Source organism: Amycolatopsis sp. cmx-4-54, assembly GCF_046548895.1.
In the GTDB taxonomy this organism is placed as follows: Bacteria; Actinomycetota; Actinomycetes; order Mycobacteriales; family Pseudonocardiaceae; genus Amycolatopsis.
In genome coordinates this window covers 22,649-36,233 of sequence record NZ_JAEBEJ010000016.1, presented here as the reverse complement: position 1 = coordinate 36,233, position 13,585 = coordinate 22,649, and the positions used below count along the sequence as shown (strand labels likewise).

Sequence of the window (13,585 nt, the reverse complement as noted above, 5' to 3'; positions counted from 1 at the left end):
TCAGTTCCGATCGCACCGGGCCACGAGGAGGGCGATGTCGTCCTGCGCCGGCGTGGCGCCGACGAGTGCGGCCATCACCCGCGCGCACACCACCGACGGCGGGTCGGGGGTGATCACGTCGGCGAGCCGTTGCAAGCCGACGTCGATCAGCCGGTCCCGGCGCTCGACGAGACCGTCGGTGTAGAAAGCGAGCACGCTGCCGGGCGGCAGTGCGATGTCCGCTCTCCGCCGCCGCGGTCCGGTGACACCGATGGGCGGGTCGACCGGGGCGTCGACGAACACCGAAGGCCTGCCGGGTGCCGCGAGCACGGGAGGCAGATGCCCGGCCAGCGAGATCGCGATGCTCTCCCGCGAAGCCGACACCGCCCCGTACACGACGGTGGCCAGCGCCCCCGGCTCGAAATGCTGGACCTTCCGGTCCAGTTTGGACAGTACTTCCGCCGGGTCGTCCGATTCGAGCGCGTAAGCGCGAAGCGCGCTGCGCAGCCGCCCCATGATCACCGCGGCGTTGAGTCCGTGCCCGGCGACATCACCCATCACGATGCCGAGGCGGTCGTCCGGCAACGGGAACAGGTCGTACCAGTCACCGCCGACACCGGGCTCGGTCCCCGGCACGTACCGGGCGGCGAACTTCATCCCGGAGACGGCGGGCAGCCGGGCAGGCACCAGGCTCCGCTGGAGCGCCGCCGCGGCCGCGCGATCGCTGGCGGCGATCTCGATCTGCAACTCCAGCGCGAGCCGCCCGGCCACCAGCCGCAGCAGTTCGGCGTCGCTTTCGGAGAACTCCCGCGGCGTCACCGACCCGACGTGCAGGACACCGACCAGTTCGTCTTCGACCAGCATCGGCACGCCGAGCAGCGTGCGCAAGCCTCGTTCCCACAGGAGCGCGTTCACCACCGTGGTCTCGTCCACGTGGTCGATGATCACCGGTCGCCGCTGCTCGGCGACCCGTCCCGCGAAACCGGCTCCCACCGGGATCCGGACATCCTGGTAGACCTCCTCCTCGATCCCGGAGGCGGCGATGGCCTGCAGTTGCTGCGACGTCGGGTCGAGCCGGAGCACCGTGGCCGTATCGACCCCGAGGACCTCGCGGACGCGCGCGAGAAGCGTGGCCATCACCTTGTCCTGGCCGAGTTTCCCCAAGGACGTGTCGGTGATGGCCTCGAGCACCTGGAGCCGGTCGTCGGCGGTCGGAGTCTCGGGCATGCGCAGAGCCTAACCAGTCCGCCCCGCCCGTACCGCCCAGCCCGCCGCCAGTCCGTCGAGATCCTCCGCCAATACGGCACTCGGCGGAATGGCGTCCCGCGGGACCCGGCACGCGAGCGCGGTACCGAGGCCCGCCATCCGGATGACGGCGTCGATCAACGCCTCCGGTTCCTCCGGCCAGTCGAATCCCGGCTGGGCGATCAGCAGGCTCACGCAGCCGTGCATCGCCGACCAGAGCCCCATCGCGAGGACTTCCGGTTCGCCGTGCAGGATCCCGGCCCGCACACACGTGGCCGTCGCCTCGGCGAGGTACCGGAAGCAGGCGACCGCACCGGGTGACGAGCCGCCGGAGGGACGCATCAGGAGCACCCGGTACTGCACCGGATGGTCGAGCGCGAACCGTGCGTACACCCGCGCGCACCGGCTGAGCGCGCGCATCGGATCGGCGACGTCGACGGCGTGTTCGCGCATCCGGTGCGCCAGCTCGCCCCACACTCGCAGGCAGACGGCCTCCAGCAGGGCGTCGCGGCTCGGGAAGTGCGCGTACACCGACGGGGTGGAGACGCCGGTCCGGCGCGCCACGGCACGCAGCGTCAGCGCCTCGTCGGTCCCCGCCTCACCGAGCAGGGCGTCGGCGGCGCACAGGATCTCGCCCCGCAGCTTCTCCCCTTCACCCGGCCGCGCCTTCGTCCGTTTCGCGCCCATGCCGTGATGCTGCCAGTATTGACTTGACAGCGTCAACTTGACGATGTCAGCTTGAGCCATGGCGCATTTCCAGACCGCGACCGCGCTCGTCCGCCGGGGCGAGCGGCCGGTGTTCGACACCGAACTCGATCCACAGTGGACGATCGGCACGAAGCTGCACGGTGGCTATCTGCTCGCCGTGCTCGCCAGGGCCGCCGCCGAGGTCTCCTCCCATCCGCACCTGACCGCGATCAGCGGCTCGTTCTCCGTGGCCCCGGAACCCGGCCCCGCGGTCGTCGAGGTCGAGGTGCTGCGCGAAGGCCGCGGCCTCACCCAGGTGCGCGCGCGGCTGAGCCAGCACGGCAAGCCCTGCACCGAAGCCCTGATCACGCAGGGCGTCCTGACCGACGGTGACGCGTGGTGGTCCGGAGTGGACCCGGTCGAGATCCCGCCGGAGCCGGACTGCCTGCCCGTCCCGGCCGACGGCGGTGGCGGATTCCGCATCGGCCTGATGGACGTGGTCGAGCAGCGGATCGACCCCGCCTCGGCGGGGTTCGCGGTGGGACAGCCGTCCCGGAAAGGTGTCATCTCGTCCTGGCTGCGGCTCGCCGACGGTACCGACTGGGATCCGGTGAGCCTGCTCGTGGCGCTGGACCCGGTACCCCCGATCTCCTACGACCTCGGCATCGCGGGCTGGGCGCCGACGATCCAGTTCACCGCGTACCTGCGCGGGATCCCGGCGCCGGGTCCGGTGCGGGTGCGGATGCGCGCGGGTGAGATCGGCGGCGACCGGATGGACGAGGTCGCCGAACTTTGGGACGAAAAGAACAGGTTGATCGGGCAAGCGACGCAAATCGCCGCCGTACGCGTTCCCTGAACCACCCGAAAGCGGAGCCATGACGCGACGCCGGGAGTTAAGATCCGGCGTCGACGTCATTGTTCTGGGGGCAGGACCATGGAAGTGGAATCACGCCGCGCGGACGGCTCCGGCGAAGCCGAGATCACCCGGCTCTGCCGGACACTGGTGCCGCTGGCGGCCGCCGGCAAGTACGCCGAGGCCGCGTCGACCTACCGCTGGGTGACCAGGGCGTCCACCGGGGATCCGCTCCGTTACGGCGACCACGCGCTGCGCCTGGAGTTCTGCGCCCTCACCGGCAACGAGCACACCGGTGTCGATCTTCTGTCGCTTTTGGACGGTGTCGGTGACCATGCGGACGCCGTGGACAGGCTGGAGTTCTTCGCCTCGGCGGCGCTGCTCACCCGCCGGTTGACGGAAACCGGATACGGCGAGATCCCGTTCGTTCTCAACGGCCCGTACGACGGTGTTCCCCTGAGCAGGCTGCACCGGCGTATGCGGGCGGCGGCGTTCGTCGAAGCCGAAGAACTCGACGAACTCGATCACAGCGGCTATTTCACCGCGTACGCCGAACGGAAAATGGCCGCGAATCCGGTCGCGGAATTCGTGCCGCTCCTTCCTTCCGCGCTCCCCCGGGTCCCGATCGCGCCCCCGCCGGAGTTGTCCCCGGAGGAACTCGTCATCCGCGCGGAGATCCACAATCACCGGTGCGAACCGGAGGAGGCGCGCGCCTGTCTCGCGGCGATCGAAACCGTCCCGGACGAAATCGTCCCGCGGCTGACCGAACTGCGCGCGATCTTCTTCCAGGGCGAGGACACCGAGGAAAGGCTGCGCGACGCCGCGGCCGGTTTCCGGCGCCGGAACGACGAAATCCGGTTCCTGCTCAACCAGTGCTGGCTCGGGCTGTGGCTCGTCTTCGACGACCAGGCCGAGACCGGGGTCGCGCTGACCACGGTGGCCGCGGCGCGGTTGCGTGCCGGGACGGACGATCGCGCCGCCTGCTGGGGCGAATACTGGCTGGCGCACGTGCTTTCCGGGCAGGGCCGTACTTCCGAGGCGTACGAGGCCTTGCGACGGGGTGCCGGGCGGGCTCGCGAAGCGGGCGATCCCTTGCTCCACGGCACCCTTCTGTGCCTGGAAGCCTCGCTGCGGAACGGCGACGGAGAGGATCCGGTGACCACACTGGAACTCGCGCGGTCGGCGACGGACGCCTTCATCATCGGAAACGTCGGCGAGAAGGCCATCGAGGCCGTCGAACAGGTCCGGATCGCCTACGAGCGCACAGGGGCGCTCGACGAACTGGACGTCTTCGTCGAGCACATGCTGTCGACGCTGCCCGTGGGCGGCCCGGAACGGTTGCGCGGACATCTCCGCCATCTCCGGGCGCTGTCGCTGATCGGCACCGGCCGGTTCGCCGAAGCCGTCGACGACGCCTACGCGGCCCTCGGTGTCGCCGCGTCGAAAGGCAAGGACACCGCGGAACATTGGTACGTCCTCGTCACCGCGCTGCACGGCGCCGGCCGCTACGACGACGTGCTCGACGTCGCGCCCCGCACCATCGCCCTGCTCACCGGGTCGCCGGACTGGGCACACCGCTGCCGGTGGATGTACGCCGACAGTTACCGCGCCCTCGGCGAATCCGCACGCGCTTTCGACGAATACGCCGTCCTCGCCGAAATACTCCAGGACTCGGGTGACACCGGGCATTCCTACATCTCGGTGAGCATGGCCGCCGCCGAGCAACTCGACCTGCTCGGCTACGGCGCGAACGCCGCCGACTTCTACGCGCGGGCCGCCGACGCGGCCTCGGCGATCGGCGGCGGCTACGTGGCCGCCACCTGCCGCAACGCCGCGACGCTGTCCCGGCTGCGGTCCGGCGACCTCGACGCGGCGCTGACCGCGCTCGCCGCCGCGGAATCCGCCGTGCACGCCGTGGAAACCGAGACCGCGCCCGTCAGGGAGCATCTCGTCGCCCAGCTCGACCACGTCGCCGCCCACGTGCTCAGCGCCGCGGGCCGCGTGCGGGAGGCCGCCCGCCGCGCGCTCCGTGCCGCCGAAACGTTCCACCGGATAGGCGAAGCCGAGTCCGCCAGGGACGTGGACCTGTTGCTCGAACAGATCCTCCTCGGCGAACAGAAGTGACGTGTGTCCTGTTCTGTCAGTGACATGCCCGCTCACCCGGAGAAAGATGCCCCGCATGCCCGAAGGCGCCAGCGGTACCCGAAGCCTGCCGATCGGCTCGATCGTGCTGTGGGTCGTGCGCGTCGCGCTCGCCGCCGAGTTCCTCTACAGCGGCTACCTGCTGTTCGCGGGGGGCCATACCGAACAGACCTTCGCCGAGATCGGGCTCGGGCAGTGGCTCCGGTACGTCACCGGCGTGCTCGAAGTCGGCGGCGCGATCGGCCTGCTCGTCCCTCGCTTCGGCGGGCCGGCGGCGTTGCTGCTGGCCGGCGTGATGCTGGGCGCGAGCGTCACGGAACTGTTCATTCTCGCCAACGGCGGCCCGGTCCTCCCGCTGGTCCTGCTGATCGCCTGCGCGACGCTGGCGTGGTTCCTCCAGGATCAGACGCGCGCCCTGCTCGGCATCAAGCCGCCTGCCGAGGACGAGGACATCCGCTAGCCCAAGAGCCGCGAGAGCCGTTGCGAAAGCCACTTTCGCAACCTTCAGCGTTGCGAAAGTGGCTTTCGCAACGCGTCGGCGGCCCCGGCTTCGCCCCTGATCACCGTGCCGCGTCCCCGGTTCGCGAACGCGAGCCTCGCGTGCGTCCGAACGGCGCAGCGAGCTCCCGCCGAATGCCCCGGTCACCGGTACAGCCAAAGAAAAACCGCATGTCAGCGCGCCTCGCGAGGCACTGACGACAGTGCCGAAATCCGATCACGAGTGTGATCATGCGCTCACTCAAGGTGAAAGATTGCGGCTCGTTTACAACGAACCGGCCACCTGCTTGACAGTCGGAGTGGTACGTACCACGCTGCCCGCATTGGTCTACACCATTTTGTGGGAGCCCGGCATGGTGGCCGGGCATCGAAAGGACGGCACGAGTGAAGCGCTGGCTCAAGATGGCTGCGGGCGCCGCCGCCATCACCCTCGCGACGGCGGGCTGCGCCGGTTCCGGCAGTGGCGACAGCACGAATTCGAGCGCTCCGGCCTCGAACGGCACGCTCACGGTCTGGCTCATGACCGGGACCGCCCCGGAAGCCCTGACGAACTCGCTCCACAAGGAATTCGAAGACGCGCACCCCGGCGTCAAGGTCAAGTACGAGATCCAGCAGTGGAACGGCATCCAGCAGAAGCTGACCACCGCGCTGGCGAGTGACAACCCGCCGGACGTGATCGAGCTGGGCAACACCCAGACCCCCGCGTTCGCGAACCAGGGCGTGCTCGCCGACCTCACCTCGAGCGTCGGCGACTTCAACGGCGCCCAGTGGCTCCAGGGCCTCAAGGCCTCGGGCGAATTCGACGGCAAGACCTACGGTGTCCCGTTCTACGCGGCCAACCGTGAGGTCATCTACCGCAAGGACATGTTCGAGCAGGCCGGTATCACCGCGACGCCGAAGACGCGCACCGAGTGGCTCGACGCGATCACCAAGCTCAAGGCCAAGTTCGGCAGCGACCCCGAGTTCCAGGCCGTCTACCACCCCGGCCAGAACTGGTACGAACTGCTGTCCTACATCTGGGACGAGGGCGGCGACATCGCCCAGGCCAACGGGAAGTCCTTCAAGTCGACCCTGGACACCCCGCAGGCGAAGGCCGGACTGGAGTTCTACAAGCAGCTCACCGAGGCGTCGGGCACCAAGGCGCCGAAGGACGCCGACGAGGCCACCCCGCAGCAGGCCGGCATCTACGGCGCGGGCAAGGTCGCGATGATGATCGGTGTCCCGGGTGAGGTCGACACCGCGGCCAAGACCGACCCGTCGATCAAGGAGAAGTCGGCCGCCTTCCCGATCCCGGGCAAGACCGCCGGCAAGTCGGCCCCGGTCTTCCTCGGCGGCTCGAACCTGGTCATCCCGGCCAACAGCAAGAACTCGGCCGCGGCCAAGGACTACGTCAAGCTCTTCTCCACCCCGAAGTACCAGACCGAGCTGGCCAAGGCCGGTTACGTCCCCGGTACCTCGACCGACGTGTCCGCGCTCGAGTCGAACCCGCTCACCAAGGTCATGGCCGAGGCGTCCAAGAACGGCCGCGCCGTGCCGACCAGCCCCAAGTGGGGTGACGTCGAATCCGGTCAGAACCCGATCAAGGACATGCTGACCGCCTACCTGACCGGAACCAAGACGCTCGACCAGGCGACCGCCGACGCCAACGCAGCGCTCGACAAGCTCATCGGCGGATGACCACGACCAAAGATGTGACGAAGCCGGCGGGGGCCACCCCGCCGGCTTCGCCGCGCATCAAGCCGCCGAAGTCCAACCGGCGTCTCCGTCTCGGCGAACGGACGGCGCCGTACCTGTTGATCCTTCCCGCGCTGGTCGCGATCCTGGCCCTGCTGGGGTGGCCGACGCTGCAACTGATCGGGATCAGTTTCCGCAAGCTCGACCTCCGTGAGCTGGTCTCCGGAGAGATGGTCTGGGTCGGGTTCGAGAACTTCTCCGCGATCCTGTCCGACCCCGAATTCTGGGAGATCACCGTCCGCACGCTGGTGTTCACCGCCGCGGTCGTGATCACCACCCTGCTGCTCGCGCTGTTCATGGCGCTGCTGATGCGGCACCTCAACCCGGTGGTCCGGGTGATCCTGCAGGTCGCGCTGATCCTCGCGTGGGCGACCCCGGTGGTCGCGACCACCACGGTCTTCCAGTGGATCTTCGACCAGCAGTACGGGATCCTGAACAAGACGCTCGCGAAACTCGGCTTCGAGCAGTTCATCGGGCATTCCTGGTTCTCCACCGGCCCGAGCACGCTGACCGTCATCGGCCTGCTGGTCGTCTGGCAGGCGGTGCCGTTCGTGGCGTTCACGCTGTACGCCGGGCTGCTCGGCGTCCCGAAGGAGCAGTACGAGGCCGCTGGTATCGACGGCGCGAACGCCTGGCAGGCGTTCTGGGCGGTCAGCTGGCCGGCGATCCGGCCGATCCTGACCATGGTCACGTTCCTGTCGGTCCTGTGGGACTTCAAGGTGTTCGCCCAGGTGTGGGCGATCCGTCAAGGCGGGCCGGACGGCGCCAGCACGACGCTGCCGGTCTACATGTACCTCAAGGGCCTCGCGGGCAACCACTTCGGCCTGGCGGCGACCGCCGCCCTGCTGATGATGCTCGTGCTGATCCTGCTCACCGCCCGGTACGTCCAGCTGCTGGTGCGCACGAAGGAGGCCGACCTGTCATGAGGAAGTCCCTGTCGCAGCGGATCGGCCTCGGCACGCTCGGCGTGGTCGTGGCCGTCCTGTTCGTCTTCCCGACGTACTGGATGATCACCTCCTCGCTGAAGACGCCGGGCCAGGTCCTGTCCCCGGACTACGACCTGATCCCGCTCTCGGTGACGTTCGAAAACTTCATCTCCGCGCTGACGAAGCCCGGCTTCGTCACGTACCTCACCAACAGCCTGATCGTCACGATCGGCGCGGTGCTGTGCTCGCTCGTCGCGGGTGTGCTGGCCGCGGTTCCCCTGTCCCGTATGCGTTTCCGCGGACGCAAGGGGTTCCTGCTGCTGGTGCTCGTCGCTCAGCTGGCGCCGTTCGAAGCGCTGCTGATCCCGATGTACCTGCTGATGCGCGACGCCGGGCTGCTCAACCAGCTGCCTTCGCTGCTGCTGGTGTACTTCGCGGCGACGCTGCCCTTCACGTGCTGGATGCTCTACGGCTTCGTCAACGGCATCCCGTACGACCTCGAAGAGGCCGCGATGATCGACGGATGCAGCCGGGCGGGCGCCTTCCGCCGGGTGACGCTGCCGTTGCTCGCGCCGGGACTGGTGACCACCTCGGTGTTCAGTTTCATCACCGCGTGGAACGAGTTCCTGTTCGCGTTCGTGTTCATGCGCGACCAGAACAAGCAGACGCTGCCGGTGTGGCTGTCCTCGTTCCGCACGGCGTTCTCCGTGGACTGGGGCGGCATCATGGCGGCGTCGGTCATCTATGCCGTGCCCGCACTGGTGTTCTTCATCATCGTTCAGCGCAAACTCGTGTCCAACCTGACCGCAGGCGCAGTGAAGGGGTAATCCTTGTCTTCACCGGAAAAGCTCGCCGCATCCGTGCTCGTCTCGGGCTTCGACGGCACGACCGCACCGGATTGGCTGCGGCGCAAGGTGGCCGACGGTCTCGGCGGCGCGATCCTGTTCGGCCGCAACGTGGTCGACGACGAGCAGGTGGCCGCGCTGAGCGCGCAGCTGCGGGCGGAACGGCCCGACGTGCTCGTCGGCATCGACGAGGAGGGCGGTGACGTCACCCGGCTCGACGTCGCCACCGGCTCGTTCGTCCCGGGCCCGCTCGCACTCGGCGCCGCGGACGACGTCGAGCTGACGACCTCGGTCGCGGCGGCGCTCGGCGAACGGCTCGCCGCGTGCGGGGTCACGATCAACTTCGCCCCCTGCGCGGATCTGACGCTGGCGGCCGAGGATCCCTCGATCGGGGTCCGGGCCTTCGGTTCGGATCCGGTGAAGGCGTCGCCGCATGTCGCGGCGTACATCACCGGCCTGCAGAAGTACGGCGTCGCCGCGTCGGCCAAGCATTTCCCCGGGCACGGGGCGGCCACCGACGATTCACACCACGCGCTGCCGGTGCTGCCCAGGACCGAGGCGGAACTGCACGCGCTCGAACTCGTCCCGTTCAAGGCGGCGATCGCGGCGGGGGTGCGCGCGGTGATGACCGGGCACCTCGTCGTCCCCGCGTGGGGTGACCTGCCCGCGACGCTCAACCCGAAGGCGCTCACCGACGTCCTGCGCGGCGACCTCGGCTTCACCGGCGCGGTGGTCACCGACGCGCTCGACATGGGCGCCGTCGCCGGCGAACTCGGCAAGACCGAGGGGGTCGGCCGGGCGTCGGTGCGGGCGCTGATCGCCGGTGCCGACGCGCTCTGCCTCGGCGGTGTGTCGTTCGAAGAGGACGAGCTGAACCGGATCGCGGCGGTCATCGCGGCCGCCGTCGAATCCGGTGAGCTGCAGCTGGAACGGCTGGCCGAGGCGTCGGAGCGGGTCGCGGCGCTGGGCGCTCCCCCGGTGTCGACGCCGATCTCGCCGGTCGATCACCGGCTCGGCCTGGAGGCGGCGCGCAAGGCGTTGCGGATCCAGGGATCGCCGAAGCTGGCGGGGCCGCCGCTGGTGATCGACATCGAGACCGAGCCGATCATCGCGGCGGGCCCGATGCCGTGGGGGCTCGGCTCGCATCTGACCGGACTCGTGCCGGGCACGCGGGCACTCAAGGTCACCGGGGACGAGATCGCGACCGCGATCGACGCCGTCCAGGGCGCCCGCGACCTCGTGGTCGTCACGCGCGAGGCGCACCGGCATCCCGAGGTGCGCGAGTTCCTCGGCTGGCTGCGCGAGGCAGGCGTGGACTACATCCGGGTCGAAACCGGCGTGCCGGGGCCGGACTCGGGCGACGGCCCGCGGATCGACACCTTCAGCGGGTCCTACGTCAGCCTTCGGGCCGCCGCTGAGTACCTGGCCTGACCTCCTCCCGCATTTCGTCCTCTGAATGCGGTACTTGCGTGTGCATGTACCGCATCCAGAGGATGAATTGCGTTATTCGGTTGCGGTACCGAAGCGTGGAGTGCTGTAGTCGGGAAGATCGGTTCCCGGCTCAGGAGATGATCGTCTTGGTGTCACGGCTCGGAGTCAGGATCCCGCGCGAACTGCCCGCCGCCCGGCTGAAGAGTCTGGCCAAGCGCGCGGAACAAGAGGGCCTCGACGAGGTCTGGATCGTCGAGGACTGCTTCTACGCCGGCGGGATCGCGACGGCGTCCGCGGTGCTGGCGGCGACCGAGAAGATCACCCTCGGCATCGGCATCATGCCCGCCGTGGCGCGGAATCCGGCCATCGCGGCGATGGAGATCGCGGCGCTGGCGGAGCTGTACCCGGGACGGCTGATCGTCGGGTTCGGGCACGGCGTGCCGAGCTGGATGCGGCAGATCGACGCGTGGCCGAAGTCGGCGCTGGCCGCCTTCGAGGAGACGCTCACCGTGATCCGGCGGCTGCTGGCGGGTGAGCGGGTTTCCTTCGAGGGCAAGCACGTCCGGCTCGACGAGGTCGAGCTGGAGTTCCCGCCCGCGCTGCCGCCGAAGCTCATCGCCGGCGTCCGCGGCCCGAAGTCGCTCGCCGCGGCGGGCCGGGTCGCCGACGGGACGCTCCTCGCCGAACCGGCGACACCGGAGTACATCCGCGCGACGCGGGACCTCATCGGCGTCGAAGGCCATACGATCGCCACCTACAACTGGCTGGCCCTCGACGCCGATCCCGAACGGGCCCGCGAACGCGCCCGGGCCGACGTCGCTTCCGCGATCGGGCCGAACTCGGGCCCGGCGCTGGAACCGCTGGACTTCGGCGCCGAACTGCTGGCCGAGGTCGCCGCCGCGAAGGACGACCGGGCGGAACTGGCGCGGCGGCTGCGGCCCGAGTGGATCGACCGGCTGAGCATCAGCGGATCGCTCGACCGCTGTGTCGAGCAGATCCGCGCGCTGTACGCGGCCGGGACCGAGTCCGTCATCCTGCTCCCCCTGCTCGGTGAGCCGGAGGAGGAGTCCTTCGCCGCGGCGGGCCGGATCGCCTCGGCCCTGCGCGGCTGACCCCCTACCCGCATTTAGTCCTCTGGATGCGGGCGGGCGCCGGGATGAACGGGACTTTCCCCACATTCAATGCGGCGAAAGTTCCCTTCACAACACCCGATCCCTTCGCCTCGCCCTTCAAGCCGGCGTCGTCGTGAAGGCCTCCTTGCCTACCCTGACGGTAGGGAAGGCCCTTCACCACTCGCCGCTATTGGGACAGTGGTGACGTCCGCGTCCGGCCCTGAAGTCCGTGAAGGCCTCCTTGAGGGACTCTAGGTCCCTCAAGGAGGCCTTCACGGACCTACCACCCGACCCGACACGTTTGTCTTACCCCTCAATAGAGCGCCCTGATCACAGCGACCATGTCCTCCGCGCCGAAACCGAGCCGCGCGGTCTCGGCGTAGAGGGCGCGGGACGCCTCCAACAGCGGCAACTCGAGTCCCGCCTCCCTCGCCGCGGCCGCGATCAGCTCGACGTTGGCCAGGACGTTCGCGATCGAGGCCTGCGGCGCGAAATCCTCCTCGACGAGTTTGGGTGCCTTGACCCGCAGGATCGGGCTGGCCAGCTGCCCCGCGCCGAGGACGTCGGCGAGCAGAGCGAGGTCGAGTTCGTGGGCCCTGGCGAACCGCACGGTCTCGGCCAGGCTCGTCACGACCGCGGTCAGGTGCACGTTGACCGCCAGCTTCATCAGGAGCCCGTTGGGCACCGGCCCGCAGTACACGGTTTCCCGGCACATCGGCGCGAACAGCTCCCGGACCTCCTCGATCGTGCCGGGATCCCCCGCGAGCATCGCGACCAGTTCACCCGCCTCCGCCGGGATCCGCGAGCCGGAGACCGGCGCCTCCACGTACTTCGCCCCGGCCGCGAGGAGCTCGGCCTCCAGCCCGCGGGAGTGACCCGGCGCGGTCGTTCCCATGTGGACGATCGTGCGGCCGGCCACCCGGGCGCCGAACGCCGGCCCGCCGCGATCGAGCACGGTGTCGACGGCGTCCGCGTCCTTGAGCATCAGGATCACGACGTCGCACCGCGCGAAGAGCTCGGCCACGTCCTCGACCGCCTCGGTCACCCGGTCCGCCTTGCCCGGGGTGCGATTCCAGACGAGCAACGGGATTCCGGCCCGCGCCAGGTTCAGTGCCATCGGCCCGCCCATACTGCCCAGCCCGGCGAAACCGACTCGCGAGATACTCATGGACCCCACTGTGCGGCACGGCCGGACGCACGCGCGGCCGATGCGACGATTCCGGTGGAAGTCGCAAGGAATGGACACAGCGCCCTGTTGCCCCTGCCCCACCGGAGGTTGCGAAAGCCACTTTCGCAACCATCAACGTTGCGAAAGTGGCTTTCGCAACCTCCCTCGCGGCCCCCACCACCCGAGACCACCGATCAGAACGGGTGCTCCATCCACACGTTCGCCTCCACATAGACCCCGCAGTCCCGCTCGACGTTCGCGTGCACCGGCGCGATCCCGCCCGGGATCACGTTGTCGCCGTCGGCGAGTTTGACGCCGGTCCACTCGTGCCAGTCCGCGATCGAGCCCGAGATCGTCACCGCGAACGGGCACACCTTGATCATCCGCGCGCCGAGCCGTTCGTGGGTGCGCAGCCAGCGGTCGGCGAACAGCCCGTCCTCGCGCCGCCGGACGGCGTACTCCTCCATGGGCACATCGGGTTCGTCCTCCTTGCCGATCGGGCGCACGGAGACGATCAGCCGCTTCAACCCAGTCTCGGCCGCGCGCGCTTTGAGCGCCTTGAGCATCGGCGTGGACAGGCCTGTCCCGCGCATCCGCGGTGCCACAACGACTTCGAGGGCGCACAGGGTGTCCGGCGCGCGGCCGTCCATGAGGTCCTGCGCGGCCCACTGGATCGCCTCGTCCCAGCCGTGCGCCGGCAGTTCGCGGCGGTCCTCGGCCGGATAGGTCAGCGGGACCGACAGCGCCCGCGCGATCGGTTCGCCGTCGTCGTCCAGCGCGATCAGGAAATACCGGGACCAGTGGCGCAGAAACCGGTCCGGGGTGATCATCTTGCCGCTGAACCCGGCGTAGATGAACTCACCGCCGACATCGCCGAGGTTCAGCGCGGGTTCGAGGAGATCGGGACGGGACGCAAGATCGACGATTCGCATGCCGCCAAGTCAAGCGAGCCGGCGACCGGCCCG

Annotated in this window: 12 protein-coding genes; 8 read left to right on the top strand and 4 right to left on the bottom strand. The window is 69.3% G+C overall.

Features of this window, described 5'->3' with window-relative positions:
* Together ACLJQ7_RS37340 and ACLJQ7_RS37335 are read right to left on the bottom strand one after the other, a co-directional pair.
* Entirely contained in the window at positions 1 to 1,206 is a 1,206-nt protein-coding gene (locus ACLJQ7_RS37340; RefSeq protein WP_410652890.1) for a PP2C family protein-serine/threonine phosphatase, read from the bottom strand.
* Between the two features lie 9 nt (positions 1,207 to 1,215).
* A complete protein-coding gene (locus ACLJQ7_RS37335; protein ID WP_410652889.1) occupies positions 1,216 to 1,911 on the bottom strand; it encodes a TetR/AcrR family transcriptional regulator in 696 nt (231 codons plus the stop codon).
* Positions 1,912 to 1,969: 58 nt separating this feature from the next.
* On the opposite strand from ACLJQ7_RS37335, the gene ACLJQ7_RS37330 reads away from it, so the two are divergent.
* The 8 genes from ACLJQ7_RS37330 to ACLJQ7_RS37295 all read left to right on the top strand — a co-directional run bounded on the left by ACLJQ7_RS37330 (position 1,970) and on the right by ACLJQ7_RS37295 (position 11,452).
* Positions 1,970 to 2,767, top strand: a complete 798-nt coding sequence (locus ACLJQ7_RS37330) for a thioesterase family protein (RefSeq protein ID WP_410652887.1) — start codon at positions 1,970 to 1,972, stop codon at positions 2,765 to 2,767.
* A 78-nt stretch (positions 2,768 to 2,845) separates the two neighbouring features.
* Entirely contained in the window at positions 2,846 to 4,888 is a 2,043-nt protein-coding gene (locus ACLJQ7_RS37325) for a hypothetical protein (RefSeq protein ID WP_410652886.1), read from the top strand.
* A gap of 55 nt (positions 4,889 to 4,943) precedes the next feature.
* Positions 4,944 to 5,366, top strand: a complete 423-nt coding sequence (locus ACLJQ7_RS37320) for a DoxX family protein (protein ID WP_410652885.1) — start codon at positions 4,944 to 4,946, stop codon at positions 5,364 to 5,366.
* A gap of 422 nt (positions 5,367 to 5,788) precedes the next feature.
* The gene (locus ACLJQ7_RS37315) at positions 5,789 to 7,081 is read left to right on the top strand and encodes a sugar ABC transporter substrate-binding protein (protein ID WP_410652884.1); all 1,293 of its coding nucleotides are present in this window, start codon (positions 5,789 to 5,791) and stop codon (positions 7,079 to 7,081) included.
* The gene (locus ACLJQ7_RS37310; protein WP_410652883.1) at positions 7,078 to 8,064 is read left to right on the top strand and encodes a carbohydrate ABC transporter permease; all 987 of its coding nucleotides are present in this window, start codon (positions 7,078 to 7,080) and stop codon (positions 8,062 to 8,064) included. Before ACLJQ7_RS37315 ends, ACLJQ7_RS37310 begins: the two co-directional genes overlap by 4 nt.
* Positions 8,061 to 8,891 (top strand): carbohydrate ABC transporter permease, encoded by an 831-nt coding sequence (locus ACLJQ7_RS37305; RefSeq protein ID WP_410652882.1) that lies wholly within the window; start codon positions 8,061 to 8,063, stop codon positions 8,889 to 8,891. The genes ACLJQ7_RS37310 and ACLJQ7_RS37305 overlap by 4 nt, the downstream gene beginning before the upstream one ends.
* Positions 8,892 to 8,894: 3 nt before the next feature.
* On the top strand, positions 8,895 to 10,340 hold the full coding sequence (locus ACLJQ7_RS37300; protein ID WP_410652881.1) for a glycoside hydrolase family 3 protein: 1,446 nt from the start codon (positions 8,895 to 8,897) through the stop codon (positions 10,338 to 10,340).
* Positions 10,341 to 10,477: 137 nt separating this feature from the next.
* Positions 10,478 to 11,452, top strand: coding sequence for an LLM class flavin-dependent oxidoreductase (locus ACLJQ7_RS37295; protein ID WP_410652880.1), 975 nt, complete (start codon positions 10,478 to 10,480; stop codon positions 11,450 to 11,452).
* 313 nt (positions 11,453 to 11,765) lie between these two features.
* On the opposite strand, the gene ACLJQ7_RS37290 is transcribed toward ACLJQ7_RS37295, so the two are convergent.
* Positions 11,766 to 12,620 (bottom strand): NAD(P)-dependent oxidoreductase, encoded by an 855-nt coding sequence (locus ACLJQ7_RS37290; protein ID WP_410652878.1) that lies wholly within the window; start codon positions 12,618 to 12,620, stop codon positions 11,766 to 11,768.
* A 194-nt stretch (positions 12,621 to 12,814) separates the two neighbouring features.
* Positions 12,815 to 13,552, bottom strand: coding sequence for a GNAT family N-acetyltransferase (locus ACLJQ7_RS37285; RefSeq protein ID WP_410652877.1), 738 nt, complete (start codon positions 13,550 to 13,552; stop codon positions 12,815 to 12,817).
* Positions 13,553 to 13,585 lie beyond the last annotated feature (33 nt).